14 protein-coding genes and 2 riboswitches are annotated in these 18,009 nt (G+C 40.1%); of the genes, 6 read left to right on the top strand and 8 right to left on the bottom strand.

The genetic code is table 11. The annotated features are described in order from the left end of the window. The first annotated feature begins 212 nt into the window (after window positions 1-212). Entirely contained in the window at window positions 213-1,700 is a 1,488-nt protein-coding gene (locus IMZ31_RS02625) for a potassium/proton antiporter (protein WP_207530279.1), read from the top strand. A 152-nt stretch (window positions 1,701-1,852) separates the two neighbouring features. Here the strand turns inward: IMZ31_RS02625 and IMZ31_RS02620 are convergent, their stop codons facing one another. Next, entirely contained in the window at window positions 1,853-3,154 is a 1,302-nt protein-coding gene (locus tag IMZ31_RS02620) for an NCS2 family permease (RefSeq protein ID WP_207530278.1), read from the bottom strand. Window positions 3,155-3,264: 110 nt separating this feature from the next. After that, window positions 3,265-3,366, bottom strand: a riboswitch (purine riboswitch). Between the two features lie 257 nt (window positions 3,367-3,623). On the opposite strand from IMZ31_RS02620, the gene IMZ31_RS02615 reads away from it, so the two are divergent. Then, window positions 3,624-4,829 (top strand): helix-turn-helix domain-containing protein, encoded by a 1,206-nt coding sequence (locus tag IMZ31_RS02615; protein ID WP_207529098.1) that lies wholly within the window; start codon window positions 3,624-3,626, stop codon window positions 4,827-4,829. 30 nt (window positions 4,830-4,859) lie between these two features. Here the strand turns inward: IMZ31_RS02615 and IMZ31_RS02610 are convergent, their stop codons facing one another. Together IMZ31_RS02610 and IMZ31_RS02605 are read right to left on the bottom strand one after the other, a co-directional pair. Further along, window positions 4,860-7,028 carry an ATP-dependent helicase gene (locus IMZ31_RS02610; RefSeq protein WP_242705625.1) on the bottom strand — a complete coding sequence of 723 codons (2,169 nt, stop codon included), beginning with the start codon at window positions 7,026-7,028 and terminating at the stop codon, window positions 4,860-4,862. Window positions 7,029-7,226: 198 nt separating this feature from the next. Then, on the bottom strand, window positions 7,227-8,465 hold the full coding sequence (locus tag IMZ31_RS02605; protein ID WP_207529097.1) for an aminopeptidase: 1,239 nt from the start codon (window positions 8,463-8,465) through the stop codon (window positions 7,227-7,229). Window positions 8,466-8,970: 505 nt separating this feature from the next. On the opposite strand from IMZ31_RS02605, the gene IMZ31_RS02600 reads away from it, so the two are divergent. Continuing rightward, window positions 8,971-10,602, top strand: a complete 1,632-nt coding sequence (locus IMZ31_RS02600) for a BCCT family transporter (RefSeq protein WP_207529096.1) — start codon at window positions 8,971-8,973, stop codon at window positions 10,600-10,602. A 329-nt stretch (window positions 10,603-10,931) separates the two neighbouring features. On the opposite strand, the gene queE is transcribed toward IMZ31_RS02600, so the two are convergent. Genes queE through queC form a run of 3 tightly spaced genes read right to left on the bottom strand, consistent with a single transcriptional unit; the run spans window position 10,932 to window position 12,785 of the window. Continuing rightward, a complete protein-coding gene (gene queE, locus IMZ31_RS02595) occupies window positions 10,932-11,696 on the bottom strand; it encodes a 7-carboxy-7-deazaguanine synthase QueE (RefSeq protein ID WP_371825476.1) in 765 nt (254 codons plus the stop codon). Next, the gene (gene queD, locus IMZ31_RS02590; RefSeq protein WP_207530276.1) at window positions 11,641-12,114 is read right to left on the bottom strand and encodes a 6-carboxytetrahydropterin synthase QueD; all 474 of its coding nucleotides are present in this window, start codon (window positions 12,112-12,114) and stop codon (window positions 11,641-11,643) included. Before queD ends, queE begins: the two co-directional genes overlap by 56 nt. Before the next feature lie 5 nt (window positions 12,115-12,119). After that, the gene (queC, locus tag IMZ31_RS02585) at window positions 12,120-12,785 is read right to left on the bottom strand and encodes a 7-cyano-7-deazaguanine synthase QueC (protein WP_207529094.1); all 666 of its coding nucleotides are present in this window, start codon (window positions 12,783-12,785) and stop codon (window positions 12,120-12,122) included. A 97-nt stretch (window positions 12,786-12,882) separates the two neighbouring features. Further along, window positions 12,883-12,927, bottom strand: a riboswitch (PreQ1 riboswitch). Between the two features lie 895 nt (window positions 12,928-13,822). Between queC and IMZ31_RS02580 the strand changes: the two genes are divergently transcribed. Beyond that, a complete protein-coding gene (locus IMZ31_RS02580) occupies window positions 13,823-14,662 on the top strand; it encodes an STAS domain-containing protein (RefSeq protein WP_207529093.1) in 840 nt (279 codons plus the stop codon). 145 nt (window positions 14,663-14,807) lie between these two features. Then, window positions 14,808-15,314, top strand: a complete 507-nt coding sequence (locus IMZ31_RS02575) for a cupin domain-containing protein (protein ID WP_207529092.1) — start codon at window positions 14,808-14,810, stop codon at window positions 15,312-15,314. Between the two features lie 376 nt (window positions 15,315-15,690). On the opposite strand, the gene IMZ31_RS02570 is transcribed toward IMZ31_RS02575, so the two are convergent. Together IMZ31_RS02570 and IMZ31_RS02565 are read right to left on the bottom strand one after the other, a co-directional pair. Beyond that, complete coding sequence (locus IMZ31_RS02570; RefSeq protein WP_207529091.1) at window positions 15,691-16,749, bottom strand: class I SAM-dependent methyltransferase; 1,059 nt, start codon at window positions 16,747-16,749, stop codon at window positions 15,691-15,693. Between the two features lie 181 nt (window positions 16,750-16,930). Further along, entirely contained in the window at window positions 16,931-17,251 is a 321-nt protein-coding gene (locus IMZ31_RS02565; protein WP_242705624.1) for an FAD-dependent monooxygenase, read from the bottom strand. Window positions 17,252-17,459: 208 nt separating this feature from the next. Between IMZ31_RS02565 and IMZ31_RS02560 the strand changes: the two genes are divergently transcribed. Further along, on the top strand, window positions 17,460-18,008 hold the full coding sequence (locus IMZ31_RS02560) for a GNAT family N-acetyltransferase (protein WP_207529089.1): 549 nt from the start codon (window positions 17,460-17,462) through the stop codon (window positions 18,006-18,008). Window position 18,009 lies beyond the last annotated feature (1 nt).

The following is an 18,009-nucleotide window of genomic DNA, read 5'->3' as shown; positions in this document are numbered from 1 at the left end:
CTAATCTAAACTCTTCTAAAACTTGTAAACTAGTGTAATACATGCCTTACTTCATGTCAATCGGACAGCTGTCCAACATTTATTTGAATGCATTTATTGGAGATTGATTTTCCTTTTTAATATAATAAAGAAAAGAAATAATTGGGCAAGCTAGAAATAATATTGCCTATTTATCCATTTCTAAGTGTCAGTTACAAAGGACGGGATTCAGAATCGAAGAGCTATTTCAATCTAATCAAACCATACTGCTTATATCAATCTTATTAATAACAAGTGTTTTAGTCACAAAGTTCTCAACAAGACTAGGTGTACCGTCTCTCGTCTTGTTCATTGGAGTTGGAATGCTTGTTGGAAGTGACGGTCTTGGCTTTATTTATTTCGATAATGCTGGACTTGCTCAAACGGTAGGAACGTTCGCACTCATCGTTATATTGTTTGAAGGTGGACTAGAAACAAAATGGGGCACGATAAAAAAGGTCGCAACGCCTGCATTAATTCTTGCTACAGTCGGGGTGTTGATTACATCGGCACTTGTCGGGGTAGCCTCTAAATTCATATTTGATATTTCTTGGCTTGAAGCCCTGCTATTCGGCTCGATCGTCGGATCTACGGATGCTGCTGCCGTCTTCGCCGTATTAAGAGGGAAAAATGTTAAAGGAAAAATCGAAGCAACCCTCGAAGCCGAATCCGGGTCAAACGATCCCATGGCTGTTTTCTTAACCGTTTCGTTTATTGAACTGATTAAACAACCAGAAGCCAATTACTTCATAATTGCAGGCTCTTTCTTTTGGCAAATGGGTATTGGTTTACTTGTTGGCTTAGGAGTCGGGAAGCTCGGGAGCATGGCAATCAATCGAATTAATTTGGATTCTGGGGGACTCTATCCTTTATTTGCTCTTTCCTTTGCCTTACTTACATATAGCGTAAGTTCATTACTTCAAGCAAGTGGTTTACTCGCTGTATACGCTGCAGCTCTTGTAATCGGTAACTCAGAATTAACCTATCGTCACTCTATTCTCCGTTTCAACGAAGGCTTTACGTGGATGATGCAAATTACCATGTTTGTAATCCTTGGGTTACTTGTATTTCCTTCTGAACTGTTTACATCAGATGTGGTAGGAAAAGGCTTATTACTATCCCTTATTCTCATTTTCATCGCTCGACCGATTGCTGTATTAATCTCTTTAAGTGCATTTCGCTTTTCCCTTAAAGAAAAGCTGTTCTTATCTTGGGCAGGCCTTAGAGGGGCCGTTCCAATTGTTTTAGCTACTTTTCCACTAATGGCAGACCTTGATGACAGCCAGTTGATCTTTAATGTTGTATTCTTTATCGTGCTTACTTCCACCCTTCTCCAAGGAGCTACAATTACACCGCTAGCTAAGAGATTAAAGCTTGCAGGTGAAGCACGAAACAACCCGGTTCATTCCCTTGAGCTCATCTCAATCGGTAAGGCTAACGTAGAACTTGTGGAATACGAGGTGACACCTACAACCTCCATTAATGGACAGAACCTTGAATCTATTGAATTCCCAGAAGGCACGCTTATTAATGCGATTATACGAGACGGAGATATTGTCACACCTTATGGTCAAACCGTCATTCAAGAAGGTGATGTATTATACATCCTTGTTTCCAAGAAGAACAAATCAGAATTGCAAAAGCTATTGCAAGCCGAAACGCTTCATGCCCAAATTGAATAACGTTTACCTAATGACACTTCGATTGAACTAAATCGGAGTGTTTTTTGCGTTTACGAAAGTCCTGTCAAAAAGCGGTGTTGATTTTTTAAGATCCCCTACAAAAAACCCCCTGCAACTTTACGGTTACAGAGGAAATTGAAGAGCTTGGCTCTTTATGCACTATATATTAAATAAGGAATAAATAGAACGAATAGCACATACATCATCGGGTGCATGTCCTTGTGTTGTTTGGATGCGATCATGGTAATCGGATATACAATAAACCCAAGAGCAATACCTGTTGCGACACTGCTTGTTAAAGGCATCATAAGAATGGTTATAAACGATGGGATCGCAATTTCGATTCGAGTCCATTCAATCGCTTTTGCCTCTGATGCCATCATTGCACCAACAATTATAAGAGCTGGAGCAGTAAGAGTAATCGGGACAATGGACAGAACAGGTTCAAAGAAGATTGCAATAGCAAAACAGATACTCATAATGACAGCTGTGAACCCTGTACGTCCTCCTGCTCCAATTCCTGCAGAAGATTCTACCATGGAAGCGGTAGTAGATGTTCCTAGCGCAGCCCCTACCATTGAAGCTGTACTATCTGAAAGTAAAGCACGTCCTGCGTTTGGTACTTTATTGTCCTTCATTAAACCAGCTTGTGATGCAATGGCAATCAGGGTACCCGCTGTGTCGAAGAAAGCTACGAATAAGAACGTAAAGATTACAGGTAAAACAGCAGGAGAGAGAGCGTTAGCTAGGTTCTCAGGTTGGAGGGCCACACCAAGAGTTGGCTCTAAACTTGGAATACCACCTACAATGGCGTCTGGCTTTTCAATCATCCCTGTTAATAAACCTACAACCGTAGTAATGATAATTCCGTAAAAGATAGCACCTTTCCATCCGTAAGTTAGCATAATAATTGTAATAATAAATCCGAATACAGCTAAAAGCGTGCTCGCGTCCGTTAAATCTCCGAATGCTACAATCGTGTCAGGGTTACTCACAATCAAGTTCGAGTTTTTTAAACCGATAAAAGCAATAAAAAAGCCAATACCAGCTGATACAGCATGCTTTAAATTTTTAGGAATGGCGTTAATAATCTTTTCGCGGATTTTTAACAAGCTTAGGATTGTAAACAGAATCGCTGCTATAAACACACCAGTTATAGCTGTTTCCCAAGGGATCCCCATTGTATTTACAACTGCAAAAGTAAAGAATGAATTTAAGCCCATACTTGGTGCAATCCCAATCGGATAATTGGCGATTAAACCAATCATGAGTGTACCAAATATAATGGTTAAGGCCGTAGCGGTAAAGACAGCACCTTTATCCATTCCTGCTTGACTCAATATCGCTGGATTAACAATTAAAATGTACGCAAGTGCCAAGAAGGTTGTCATCCCAGCAATGGTTTCTTGTTTGAAGTTTGTTTCGCGTTCTTTAAATTGAAAGAACTCTTGTATGCGGTTCATAGTTGATCCTCCCTTTATGCATTAAAAAAAGCCTCGGTTAGGTATCTACCGAAGCTTGAGATCTACAAAGGGATCGTGTATCAAAATCCAAAATGGGATTATAAATAAACGAAATCCCTTGTAGCCTAGCTATTTACGGTAGCTTAGTAGATACGTTCGAGCCCTATTCTCGAACTTATACAAGGAAATGAAGTGAAGTGTAGTGTATAGTATTAATTCATTGATGACGATATCGTCACTTAAGCAACTTTAGCAGTCTGGGATAATACCGTCAATACTATTATCATTTTCGAAAAATTAAGTGTATAAAGAAGTTCGACTAAGATTGTCATACCAATGATCTCTCCCACTTCATGAGGGATAAAAAAACTTATACAAAAAACACATATTTCTTATACATCTTTGCAATTTAATGCTATTATATGTAAACGAATAGACTACAATAAAAGGAGATTATAGTATGGAGATGAAAACAGATAATTCTCTGCGCGCTCTGTTCACCTTTTATTACTCGACTAGAGTCCCCATCTATTTCTTCGAGTACGATAATCAGACTAAGACATCCTTAGGTGAGATTCCAGCGCCACTAGAGCGTTTACACCAAGAAGAAAGGAAACTCATCCAAGAGCAAATGAAAGAAAAAGGACGGGTTCACCACGTAACAGACGCTTTCCACCGCCACTTTTTAGCTATTAATACCGAAACATTTGCCTCGTTTCCAACAGGTTATGTTTGTATAGGACCTTTCCTGTACAATGAGTTAAACAACCAAGATATTCAAGAAGCCTTTCAAAGACAAAGAGAATCTATTTATGTTTCGAGGAAGGTGTTAGCGTACTATTCCCAACTTCCTGTTGTTCATACGAAGCAAGTTCTTTATTACGGACAGATCTTACTCGCCTTACTCACCACTGATTGGGACACGTCGATACTTGATCAAACGTTTGATCAATTTACTTTTTTCCCTAAGAAAACAGAGCCATCTCAAGAAGACACAAAGTTCTTATCTCAAGCTTTTCAGTTGGAGCAAGAGTTCTTGCACAAGTTAAGACAAGGAGACCCTTCTGCAGTTAATGATTTGAGTCACGCCAAGTATTATCCTACTCCAACTTACGGGAAGGACAATATGGTACGTTCTTATAAGAACAGGTTAATTGCCACAGTGACGCTAGTAGCCCGAGCAGCTATTGAAGCAGGAGTGAACGAAACGGAATCCCTATCCATTTCTTACTACTATATAAATGAAATTGATCAAAAAGAGAAAGTTGAAGATCTTATGCACTTAGAGAAAGTGATGGTCCATGATTATCTTTCTAAAATACAAAAACAAGAACAACTTGACCACTCACCACTCATGCAAGCCTGCCTTGAAAGTATACAGGCTAACCTTCATAAACCTATTACAATTGAAAGAATGGCGAAGGAGTTAGGCGTAAGATCCGAGCACCTATCCAACCTATTCAGAAGAGAAGTTGGCCTCTCCCTTCAACAATACATTCATAGACAAAAAATGAAGGAAGTTAAAAAAGCATTACTTAACCAGAAAGACTCTATTTTATCCGTCGCAGGACAATACGGCTACAAGAGCGCCTCTCACTTCTCTCGTATATTTAAAAAATACGAAGGTATATCACCAAGTAACTATCGAAAACAAAACGGATTATAAAAACGAGGCTGTCACATGCAGCCTCGTTCCTTATTCATTCGACCGTTCTAAACGCTTGAAGTTCCAACTAATAGGTCGAGTCACTTCCATCTCTTCGAAATAGATTTTATACATCCTTTTCCGATCATCCACCTCTTCAATGGTACCTATACCAAAAACAGGATGCTTTACCCGCTCTCCTTTATTGAAAGCAGCATCTGATGTATGTGTCGCGTCCAATTGACTGTTCATCCGAATGACTTCCTTCGCCTCTTGTTCAAACTCCTGTTCAATAATACCAATTCGTTCGTACAATGTTTCTTCAAGTTCAAACAGGAAACGAGAAGGATACTTCTTCTCTCCTCGTCCACCTCCCCCCTCAGATTCGGTCAGGTATAGTTCACGTTCCGCTCTGGTGATGGCGACATAAGCAAGGCGACGTTCTTCTTCAAGAGCATACTCTTTTCTTTCTCTCAGAGATCGTTCATTAGGTATAACCCTATTATTAAATCCAACCAAGAAAACATATGGGTATTCTAACCCTTTCGAGGTGTGGATGGTCATGAGCTTCACAGCTTCTCGCTGGTCCTCTCTATCATTTTCCGTGTAAAGCGTAAGCATTTGTAAATAATATTCAAGAGAAATCTCTTCCCCCATTGCTTCTTCGTACTGTACAACGGAGTGCTTAAGTTCCATAAGGTTATCTAATCTCTCATGATCTCCATCCTCACGAATAAAGGCTTCATAACCTGTAGCCTGCAATAAATCTTGAAGTAAGTCTGCGACAGATAGTTCGTTCCGCTTTAGTTTCATTGCTTCTATGATTTCAATGAATTCTTTCGCTTTCGTACGATTAAAGATAGAGTGGTCTATATGGTCGCGTAACGTCTGATAGAGTGACTTTCCTCCTTCTTCAGCCCGCTCTCGTAAAAAGGTCATTCGCTTCTTCCCCATTTGTCTTCTAGGTGTATTTATTATTCTCATAAATGATAAATCATCTTCAAAAGCCAAAAGCTTAAGATGAGCAAGCGCATCCTTAATTTCTTTTCGTTCAAAGAACTTAAATCCTCCAAAAATACTGTACTCTAAGTTTTCATGGATGAGCTCTTGTTCCACAAAACGGGATAAGTAATTCGCACGGTATAAGATTGCCACCTCATTTAACGAGGCTCCACTTTCTTTTTGCAAGGATTGAATACGCGAAACAATCCATTTGGCTTCTTCTTGCTCTGTCTTAGCGTGGTAGTGAATGACATTAACGCCCTTAGGGTTTTGTGTGAACATATCTTTATCCACTCGTAGTTTATTTTGTTTTATAAGTGCATTTCCGAGATTTAAGATTTGAGGAGTGGAGCGGTAATTTTCATTTAAGAGAATCGTTTTACAACCAGGAAACCATTGATTAAAATTCACCATAAATTTCGGATCCGCCCCTCTCCATTCGTAAATCGTTTGGTCGGGATCCCCAACTACGAACACGTTTCCATGACCTTTACTAAGAATACGGATGAGTTCAAATTGTTTTGGACTACTGTCTTGAAACTCATCCACCTGAATATAGTATAGTCTTTCCTGCCATTTCTCCAATACGTGGTTATATTCTCCAAAGAGAACTAATGTAAAGTTTATAAGATCATCAAAATCGAGCCCATACACTCGTTTTTGTTTCTTTAAATAGGCTACTATAATCTTCCGGTCTAGCTCCTCTACTTGGTCTGGCTCAAAGGTTTTTTCTCTCGAAATAAGATCATACACATAGCCGGTATCTGCTTTAAGTTCACCGATTTTCTTTAAAATCCGCGCAAACTTATGATCATTCACCTTTAACCCGAACTCTTCATAGATTTCCCTTAGGATTGATTTTTGATCTTCAGTGTCCAAAATGAGAAATTGCTTTGGATAAAAGAGGTGATGAATATCTTCTCGTAAGATCCTCACACAAAAACCATGATACGTATTGATATAACCCGTATCCCTTTCTCCTCCTACAAGTTTTTTCACCCTTCTTCTCATTTCTTGAGCTGCTTTGTTCGTAAACGTGACACACAAGAGATTAGAAGGCTCAATCCCTAATTCACTTACTAAATAGGCATAACGATTCGTTAAAGTTCGTGTCTTACCAGAACCAGCTCCAGCAATAACCCGCACAGCTCCTTCAGTCGTAGTAACCGCCGTTGTTTGCTGTTCATTCAGACCATTAAAGATTCCATCCACTTCCATTTAACCAACCTCCGAACGGAACATTTGTTTGTACACCATTATACCAAACAACCGACCACTTTAACCATGCACAGCACTGAAGGGTGCCAGTCCCCCGTTACCTAAGTAAAGGGGGACTGGCACCCCGCAACCCTTTACAGTGATAAAGAATTAGGAACATAAAAAGAGAGCTCAAATAGAGCTCTCCTTTTTTAGGCATTAAGAAAAATCAAATGCCCAGTTCCCATTACGAAAAACAGGTTCTGTTTCACCAGATGGTGTGATACCGTCGATATCAAGTTCTCCTGATCCCATCATAAAGTCAACGTGAACAATGCTGTTATTCACACCGTTTTCATCAAGCTGATCATCATCCATCTTTGCTCCACCCTCGATACTGCTAGGGTAAGCTTTTCCTAAAGCAAGGTGACAAGACGCATTTTCATCGTAAAGTGTGTTATAGAAAATAACGCCACTTTGAGAAATTGGGGATTGATGAGGAACAATGGCAAGCTCTCCTAAACGACGAGCCCCTTCATCCATGTTTAACAGTTGCTCTAATGTTTCATACCCTGTTTCTGCTTCGAAATCAACCACTTTACCTTCTGTGAATGTTAAAGAGAAATTCTCAATCAAGTTCCCGCCATAACTAAGTGGTTTAGTACTTGAAACGGTGCCATTTACTCCGTATTTATGAGGTAATGTAAAGACTTCTTCAGTAGGCATATTTGCATTAAAGGATATTCCTTGCTCTGACTTAGATGATCCACCTTTCCAAACATGGCCATCAGGTAAGTATACTTCAAGATCTGTACCTGGAGATTTATAGATCAATTTCTTAAATTGCTTCTTATTAAGGTAATCGCGAGCTTTCCCTAACGTTTCGTTATGCTCATCCCAAGCTTTCAGTGGGTCTTCTTGGTCTACTCTCGTAATCGTAAAGATCTGTTCCCACAGCTTAGATAACGCCTCTTCTTCCGATACATCAGGAAAGACCTTTTTAGCCCATTCTGTATTTGGTATGGCTACGATTGACCAAGTAATCTTGTCATTCATCGTGTACTTTCTAAAGTTCTTCATCGCTTCTCCACTTGCTTTACTAGCGGCAGCTATTCGAGAAGAATCAATGCCATTTAAATTATCGGGGTCGGTTGAACGAATAGATAAAACAGCAGCACCATTTTCAGCGAAATAATCATATTGATCTACTTTCCATTGAGGTACTGTTTCTAAGACATCTTGTGAAGCATGTTCAAAGTAAAGACGTTGCATAACATCATCGGCCCAGTTAATATGAACATCTTTCGCACCAGCTTCATAGGCTTTCCTAGCTACAATGCGCGCAAACTCAGCACCATCTACAGGAGCATTTAACATAAGAATTTGATCTTTCTGTAAGTTGACCCCTTTATGTATAGCTAACTCTGCATATTTTTCTAACTGTTGTGTTGTAGGCATATAAGCCCTCCTTTAAAGTGTTTGGAATACTTTGACTTCTCTTTAGCATAACAAATTACGGCCTTTTTTTGTAACAAAAGCCTTCTTACTTTCCTTTATGATCCACTATTAAGATTCGAATTTTCTTCACTGGATGTAAAAATAACGGACAGGATCATTGTTTACGAACATTATAGAAAAGTTTGAGATCACAGAACGCTTTGAACCTGTCATGCTTATTTTTACCGGAAAAGAAGACTGGACTGAACCGCTGTGAATTTAAAGAAACTCTTAAACTCTTTATAAAAACTATTAATATCCCCCAAAAACCTCGATTTAAATCGAGGTTTTTTTATTCTTTTCGACAAAATTTCAACACCTGTTCACCCCAGCATTATCAGTAAGTTTGTCCAGTTTGATCACCTCGTTCTTTTCAATTAATTCAAATAGATTGTACAATTTGTTCTGTACAAAAAGTTATCAATCTATTATGATTAAATATGTACTTGAAAGAAAGGACGATTAGATGAATAAAAAAATAATGGATTGGCCCACATTTGCAGGGGCATTATTCCTACTATTATCAGTAACAATTCCACTCATTTTATTTCCTCAAAAAGGTCAGGTTGTCGTAGACAAACTCCAAGAAATCATAACCACAAACTTTGGTGTTGTCTTCATGATTGTTGGCCTCGGCATTTTCTTATTCCTTCTCTATGTCGCATTTAGTAAAAACGGTCAAGTAAAACTAGGAGACAAAGGTGAAAAGCCTGAATTCAAAACATTCTCCTGGGCAGCTATGTTATTCTGTGCCGGAATCGGTTCTAGTATTCTATACTGGGGTACGATCGAGTGGGCATATTATTACCAAGCACCTCCATTTGCAGTTGAAGGTGGCACGAAAGAAGCGATCCAATGGGCGAGTGTATACGGAATCTTCCACTGGGGACCAATTGCTTGGGCCATTTATACATTACCCGCACTACCAATTGCTTATTTCTATTATGTTCGTAAAAAACCTGTATTAAAAATTAGTGAAGCTTGTCGACCTGTTATCGGAAAACGAGCTGACGGCCCTCTAGGTACGATCATTGATGTTCTATTCATGTTTGGTTTAATGGGCGGAGCAGGTACAACACTAGCGCTCGGAACACCTATGATAGCTGAAGGAATTTCAAGTCTTACCGGCATTGAAGTTACACTCGGACTTAAAACGGGTATACTAATTGTTTGTACTGTTATTTTTGCCATTAGTGCTTACTCTGGGTTGAAAAAAGGAATTAAAGTTCTAAGTGATGTGAACTTATGGTTATCACTTTTCTTACTTGCCTTTGTATTTATTTTCGGACCAACGAAATTTATCTCTGAAACAACGTTTAATAGTCTTGGTTTATTAGCGGATAATTTCTTCCGCATGGCTACATGGACAGAATCATTTGCTGGTCTTAATTCAATTGCTGAAACAAGCTTCCCGGAATCATGGACGGTCTTCTACTGGGCTTGGTGGCTTGTATACGCACCATTCGTTGGACTCTTTATTGCAAGAATCTCGCGTGGGCGTACAATCAAACAGATGGTTCTTGGAACAATGCTTTACGGTACACTAGGAAGCGTTCTTTTCTTCGGAGTAATCGGAAACTACGGTATGTACATGCAACTTACAGGACAATTTGATATTATTGGTGTCTTGAATACACAAGGAGCACCAGCTGCAATTATTAGTGTAATCGCACAATTGCCAATGGCTCCTATTATGATTACAACCTTCACTGTTCTAGCAATTATCTTCCTTGCAACAACATTTGACTCCAGTTCTTACATACTGGCCTCTGTTGTACAGAATTATGTTGAAGAAGAACCATTACGTTGGAATCGTTTGTTCTGGGCCTTCGCCCTTTGCCTACTTCCACTTACCCTAATGATCTTAGGCGGATTAGGTACATTACAAACAGCTAGTATTGTCGGAGGAACACCATTACTATTCATTATGGTCATGCTAGCCTGGTCATTTATGAAAGCTTCAAACGAAGACATCGTTGCTTCAGATGACTACCAACCAAAAACAATTAATCTAGATTCTAAACAAATCAAACGACGCTTAAAGCGCAAAAAACGTCTTCAAAAAGAACAAGAACAAGAAGACTCTCAAGTAAGCTAACCCCCCCTATTTATATAGAAGAAAAGGTGCTCCTTCACTAAGGAGCACCTTTTTTATGTAAGCTTTATAAAGCTATAATATTGAAGATAAAGGCAGAATTGTTGAAGACTCGAAGTTGAGACATGTTAGTGGGGATGGAAACTGCGAGACTCCCGTGGGCAGAAGAGCCTAGGTGAGACCCCGGAGCCCGGCTTTGCCGGGTGAGGAGGCTCACCAGCTCCCCACAGGAAAGCGAGTGGTTTCCAGGCCCACCTTACACTCAATTAAAGCAAACGGAAACATTCTCTCAACTAAAAAGCAGTACCCTCCAAAAAGAGTACTGCTTCACCTTATACACCTCGTCGGTTACCCCACAGCAGTGCGTGCACTTGAGGCAAGACGCGAACGCGGTTTAATTCTGTCGAGGCCATTACCTGATCAATAAGCCATTCATACTTCCCTAACAAATGATGCATCAATTTCGTATCATCAGCCTCTTCCGTATCATCGTTTCCAACTTGTACGAAGAACGGAATACCAGGATAGCGTTTATGCACTCCTTTGGCATAGTCCAAGTCTTCTTCATTAAAGACTACAACTTTCAAACTCGTTGTTAGAGGATCAAGATGTTCAATAATATCATCAAGCTTTTGCCAGTCTGTTTTCATCATCGAGCTTGGTGGCTTCGGTGAAATCGTAAGGTCATCAATGCTTGTAAACCAGTCCTGCCACTTACTCCCCTGCGTTTCAAGAGCAACCTCACAACCGTTTTCGTGCAGGAGATCGACAAGCTGGCCCATATGTTTTAACAACCCAGGATTGCCACCAGAAATCGTAACGTGATCAAAGGCTTCTCCACCAACTTCTTTTAACTCATCATATATTTCACCTGCTGTCAGTAAACGAATGTCCTCTTTCGCACTTCCGTCCCATGTAAAGGCGGAATCGCACCAGGCACAGCTGTAATCGCAACCAGCTGTTCGGACAAACATCGTCTTTCGCCCAACAACCATCCCTTCTCCCTGAATAGTCGGTCCGAATATTTCTAAAACAGGAAGTTTACTCAAGCTCCATCCACTCCCTTCTTGCCTCTGCAAAGCTTGTTGGTGTTTCATAAAGCTTTACAAATTCAACACGAAGGGATTGATTATTCTGCGGTAATGCGCCTGCCATCTTCTCATAAATCCACACGACCATGTTCTCAGCAGTCGTATTCATCATAGGAAGGGTCTCGTTGATGTAACGGTGATCTAGGTGGACTTCAATTTGTTCTTTCCAAATTTGCTTAATGTCGCCAAAGTCCATTACGATACCGATCTCATCCGTGTAACCACTAATGCCAAACACAACACGATACGTGTGTCCGTGTAAGTTCTTGCATTTCCCTTCATAGCAATGCAGATGGTGAGCAGCATCAAACGTAAATTCTTTGCTGACCATGACGCGCTTTTTATGATACTGAAGGTCACTACGCTTAATATCCTGATCAATTTTCTGTAAGTCTTCTACGATGCGAAATCCATATTGATCCATAGCCATTATGCGTTCGCTCCTTCTTTTTGATTTATATAAGTGTCTAAACCGTTTTGTCTTAATTTACAGGACGGGCATTCGCCACAGCCTGAGCCACGAACACCGTGGTAACAAGTTAACGTACGTTCCTTCACGTAAGTAAGTGCATTAAGGTCATCCGCAAGCTCCCATGTTTGTGCTTTGTCTAACCACATTAACGGCGTATGAACTACGAACTGATCGTCCATAGATAGATTAAGCGTTACGTTAAGAGATTTAATAAATACATCACGACAGTCTGGGTAGCCGCTGAAATCTGTCTCACAAACTCCTGTTACGATATGCTGGGCGCCAATTTGTTTACCCATAATAGATGCAAAAGATAAGAATAATAGATTTCGACCTGGTACAAATGTAGATGGAAGATCACCATTTTCCCCATCTTCCACCTCTATATCATCTCTAGTCAAAGCGTTTGGTGCCAGCTGACTTAATAACGACATATCAAGTATGGTATGCTTCACACCTAAATCTTCCGCTATCTCTTTCGCTACTTCAATTTCTTCATCATGACGCTGATTGTAATCAAACGTCACTGCCTCTACTTCATCAAAATGCTTCATTGCCCAAAAAAGACAAGTCGTACTATCCTGTCCCCCACTAAACACAACAAGGGCTTTCTTATTATCCATAAAAAAATTCTCCTTTCATTATAAAAAGAGAATTCTACACACCCGTACATCAATTCGAACTAAATAAAAAAACCATACCTAAGGCGAAGGTACAGTTCGATCCTTAGTTTTTTATAGAGGGTGTAGCTAGAACCTCTCCTGCATCACACACGCAGATTTTCATTCAATTTTGTCTACTTGATTGTAACATAAGTCCATGCCAAAACGTAAGGTTTCATTTAGTCCACCTTTGCGCTAGGTAGAGTAAGCTGAAAATGCTGCGGAAGACAGCAGGTTTGTTGAAGGACTCGCTACACTCCAGCTGCGGGGCCGTTCTACTACTTCTGATAAGGGGTGTCTGGGGAACGGGGAGACTCCTACGGGAGAAAGAGGTCGACGAGACCCCGAAGCGAACGAAGTGAGTGAGGAGGCTCTAATAAGAACAAGGAAGTTCGACTAAAATCGTCACGTCCTGTGACAACGCCGAACGACCTCACGTCGTGTGAGGCCGCCCGTGGAAAGCGAGTCGTTCCCCAGACACCCCTACCACCTCACTAACATAACGGCCCCTTTCACGCGAAAGTTATACAAAAAAAGAAAGCTAGCAGCTCGTTTCCAAGGTGCTAGCTTTCTCTTATGGGAGTGGTTTTTACAATTTAGGAGTCTTTTACAATGCACACGGGGGAAAAGATTCTCCAATTGCATAAAGGGAAAAAGCCGCCAAACCTTTCTATCTAAACCGGTTAAACATTTGTGGGACACGGAGTTCAATAAGCCAAAGGATATTGTTTAAACCTGACGTAATCGACAATAACGAAAGGGGGGCGTTTGGCGACTTTTTTTATGGGTAAAAGGTGGTCAATGGCGTTTGACCTTCTATAATGTATCAAGTTGAAAATGCTTTCAGCAACATAAAATACTTGGAAATCAAGATGTTTTTATTTTCTCAATAATCCAAACAAAGAATTATAGCGGATTTACTAGTTATTAATTTCATTACACTTTTATCTCCGATATGATGGGGGAGGAGCACGAATATGCAGCCGGAGGTGTAAACGATGAACATTTATCATAAACTTTATGAATACATAAACAATAACGTATCAGATATTACAGAAGCATGGCTAAACATGCGAGAAAACGATGTAACCTACTACTCTTCAACAAAGAGCAATGCAAGTACTGACCAACTAAGGGATGAAAATTATCAATTAATTGAATCTCTATCGAATGTTTTTATTTCTGATAAAACGGATCCTAATCTAGAACTAAAAGATTGGGCACAGCAAATTTCAGAGAAACGAGTTGGAGAACAGGTACCTATTAATGAAGTGCTTGGGCAGTTTTCAAATTTCCGTAAAGCAATTTGGCAACACCTTAAGACATTTGCCAATGAATATAATATTGGAATTGAACAGGCGATGGATATCGGCCAAATGTTTAACGATGCCCAAGACTATGTAATTTATCAGTTCTCTAAACATTATTACGAAACAAGCATTCGTCAAATCCATACTCAGCAACAGCTCATCAATGAATTAAGTGCGCCCGTTATACCTATAACAGATAAAGAAGCGATCATTCCTCTTATTGGTGACTTAGATCCTGAGCGTACGAAACATATTCAAGAGCATACGTTAGAACAATGCAATCAGCATCCTTATGAGACGCTTTACCTTGATATGTCAGGCGTTCAGAACATTGATACCTTGGTAGCTCACCATTTGTATCAACTTATTCAATCCTTAGACCTTCTAGGAGTAAAGTCTGTCCTTTGCGGAATGAATCCAAAAGTAGCACAAGTAGCTATCCAGCTCGGAATCAACTTCTCTAATGTGCCTATCAAAAGCACGCTTTACCATGCACTTGAAGAAGCATCCTTACACCAAGGAAAGTGATTTCCTATAAACTCAGAAGACTCAAGTATAAACATATACTTGAGTCTTTTTTTACTAACTATTTCCTTTTTCTTCATATTTTATGGTTTAATTATAACTATAGGAGGGTATTTCCCTAAGGAATTGGTTATAGGAGGAAAGTCTTATGCATGCATTTGCTAATCAGATACAAACCTACTCATTTGAAGACGACGGAGAGATCCCAAATAATCCGCTTCCACTATTGGTTTATCCTGGAGTACTAAACGAATACATCGACCAGATGGACGAAATCTTTTTACAAAAAGGTTGGCACAGTACATGGATTGGCTCAATCTTGCCCCATCACCACTACCATAGCACCGCACATGAGGTGCTCGGGGTCCTAAGCGGTGAAGCCACAGTTCAATTTGGCGGTCAAAGCGGACGTAAATTAGAAGTATCGCCTGGTGATGTTCTCATTATCCCAGCAGGTGTAGGTCACAAACAGCTTTATGGTTCGAAAGATTTCCTTGTTGTCGGAGCTTATCCAGAAGGCCAGTATAAAGATATGCGGAATGGCAATCCAAACGAGCGCCCTGAGGTCTTACACAACATTAAAGAGGTCCCTCTCCCCTCAACAGACCCCGTATTCGGAGACGATCTTCTTTTCTTAGAGTATTGGGGCAAATAATTGGCAGTACATATAAGAAGAGGCTCCCACTATAATGAGAGCCTCTTCTTATTCGTGTGAAAGATTAAGAAACTGTCTCCCCTCCCTCGATTCTCCACCTTGATATTGATATTTTTAACACGTTTCTTCAATAATAGGGCAGGATTGTTGAATGCTCGTAATTGAGAAAGTGTTTCCGTTTGCGTTGTTAGAGCGTGAGGTGGTTCGGGAAATCACTCGCTTTCCGCGGCGAGCTAGCCCAACCACTCATCAAACATAACGGTCCTTTCCAGCTTAAATATCTCAACTTCGAGTCTTCCACATAAGGCGGCTTATGCGAAAACAATCACCACCCACTATTAACAGAGACAAAAAAAGCCTGACCTACAATTGTAGATCAGACTTTCCCGGATGCTATTAAGGGGCGTGACTCTGGCTCTCTCTCTAAATTGGAATCAGACACAGTTTGTGGCATCAACCAAAAGGCATACCATCCACCTTCCTTAATAATAGAGTTGTAAGCTGATAGCGTAAGACCTGAAGCTTCAGCTAACTCTTCTATATCCTCAGAAGAAGGAAGAGCATATAAGTTGGAATGAGCTGTAAAGAAACTATTGAAGGCACTAGAGAATGCCTGCCCTTGATCTGTTTCGTTTACTGGTGTAATCACTGAGATGCGACCTTCATCAGATAACCAGGATGTTAAATTACTCAAAAGTTCTATGCGGGCCATCGGGTCTAAATAGTGAAACACATTATGCAAAAGAATTAAATCAGCTTTTTCACCCTCTTCAGGACGCCAATCACTAGCATCTGCAACAATATAATCAATATTGTTATATCCTGCTGAGGCCTTTCTCGCTGATTCAACTACCCGTTCATTCACATCTACACCTAGCATTTGTACTTCAGGGAAATCTTTCGCCAGCTTCCTTAAGTAACCTCCATGCCCACACCCTAAATCAATCACGGTTTCTACTTTATGTTCTTTCATCATCTTCTTAATCCGACGTATCGCGAAGTGCTCTAACAATGTAGACGTTTCCGCCACCACATCTCCGAACTTCTCATGATTGAATACCGCACGTTCGTTTGATTTCATGTACTTTGGATATGCAAGTAATGTGGGAATGTGCAGTTCCATCATCTCTTTTAAGAGAGCTCCTACACTGTTAGATCCATCTTCAAGAAACTCCCCGCAGTGATGTTTAGACGTTCGATACCGTCCACCTGTCCGTTTTCGTAAATGCTTAATGGAAGCCCCTACATCTACCCAACACTGCAAAAGCTCTTTACTGAGACCTGTTTCTGCTACAACTTCATCTACTGTTTTCGGATTTTTGAAAGTCTTAAATAAGTCTAATTCATACCCTACATAGGCATGCCAGGTAGGTAAGAATGATTCATTCCGCTTCATCCAGTTTCTCGCCTTTAAGGCGGTTTGGATTATATTCATTTCCCATCACTCCTATTTCTCCCATGGATAGTCTTCACTACGTTCAAAAAAGTATTTAAGCTGTTTTGATTCTGAGACGTATCATGAGCTGTATGTCATTCCAATTGCGAAGAGATGTAACATGGTCAAAAAGCTCAGGGCAAAGTTCTGCATATGCTTTATGAAAATAGTCGATTCCCTCTTACTGGTTCGCCTTCTTTAATAAAATAGACTTTAACGTTTCATGAGGGATCATAAGGGCGTAATTGTACGGTGTCGTTAATAATCCGTAATCCATACACGATTCTCCGACTTTTCTAGGCTGTTCAGATGATTGTCTTTCTAGCTCAATGTACTCAAGGGAAGAGAAGGAATGGCCACTTGCCAATACCTGATCGATTACGCCAAGATCCTCTAGAATAGCTAGCGTTTTAGGCTGCAACAGTTCCCCTTTATATTGAGGAGACTCCGCCTTTAATTGTTCAACTACCGCTACATTCACACCCCGACTCGCTAATTTCACAGCTAATGTGAGGCCTCCCACGCCTCCCCCATTAACTAAAACCTCCGTGTCGATGATCCTCCCTCCTTACATGGATTATGTAATGTTAATCTATTCCACCCACCCAAATAGATGAAACCTTTCAACTATCCGACCATTTCCTTTTCGTATCATAACCTACAATCTTTTGATAAAATATTGAATAACCTTCAATAAGGAGGATTCATTCATGTTTATCTATCAAATTAACAAAGAACTCCATTTAAAATTACTAGATATAACAGATGTAGACCGGCTTTTTCAATTGGTTCATTCGAATCGAATCCACTTAAGAAAATGGTTACCTTGGATCGATGAAACAGAAAAGCCAGCAGATACTAAACGTTTTATTGAAGGAACCATGGAGAAATTCGCTGATAACAAGGGGTTTGAAACCGGCATTTATTATAAAGGAGAGCTAGCTGGTGTGATTGGTGTCCATCAATTGGATCATCAAAATAAACACACGAGTATCGGATATTGGTTAGGTGAGAAGTTCCAGGGTAAAGGAATTATCACGAAAGCCGTATCCACCTATTTGCATTACCTTTTTGAAACACGTGAATTTAATAGAGTAGAAATACGCTGCGCAAAGAGGAATAAGAAAAGCCAAGCCATTCCTGTGCGCCTAGGCTTCACAAAAGAAGGAACGATCAGACAATGTGAGTGGTTATACGATCGTTATGTAGATCATGTTGTTTACAGTCTCTTAAAAGAAGAATATGATCTTATGAAATAAG

This window comes from Pontibacillus sp. ALD_SL1 (genome assembly GCF_017355605.1).
The sequence above is the reverse complement of the archived record's forward strand: the minus strand, read 5'-3'. Positions and strand labels throughout refer to the sequence as shown.

Bases quoted from the DNA above. Each gene is read 5' to 3' on its own strand.
- IMZ31_RS02615 (WP_207529098.1), top strand. From the start codon at position 3,624: ATGGAGATGAAAACAGATAATTCTCTGCGCGCTCTGTTCACCTTTTAT.
- IMZ31_RS02610 (WP_242705625.1), bottom strand. From the start codon at position 7,028: ATGGAAGTGGATGGAATCTTTAATGGTCTGAATGAACAGCAAACAACG.
- IMZ31_RS02605 (WP_207529097.1), bottom strand. From the start codon at position 8,465: ATGCCTACAACACAACAGTTAGAAAAATATGCAGAGTTAGCTATACAT.
- IMZ31_RS02600 (WP_207529096.1), top strand. From the start codon at position 8,971: ATGAATAAAAAAATAATGGATTGGCCCACATTTGCAGGGGCATTATTC.
- queE (WP_371825476.1), bottom strand. From the start codon at position 11,696: ATGAAACACCAACAAGCTTTGCAGAGGCAAGAAGGGAGTGGATGGAGC.
- queD (WP_207530276.1), bottom strand. From the start codon at position 12,114: ATGGATCAATATGGATTTCGCATCGTAGAAGACTTACAGAAAATTGAT.
- queC (WP_207529094.1), bottom strand. From the start codon at position 12,785: ATGGATAATAAGAAAGCCCTTGTTGTGTTTAGTGGGGGACAGGATAGT.
- IMZ31_RS02580 (WP_207529093.1), top strand. From the start codon at position 13,823: ATGAACATTTATCATAAACTTTATGAATACATAAACAATAACGTATCA.
- IMZ31_RS02575 (WP_207529092.1), top strand. From the start codon at position 14,808: ATGCATGCATTTGCTAATCAGATACAAACCTACTCATTTGAAGACGAC.
- IMZ31_RS02570 (WP_207529091.1), bottom strand. From the start codon at position 16,749: ATGAATATAATCCAAACCGCCTTAAAGGCGAGAAACTGGATGAAGCGG.
- IMZ31_RS02560 (WP_207529089.1), top strand. From the start codon at position 17,460: ATGTTTATCTATCAAATTAACAAAGAACTCCATTTAAAATTACTAGAT.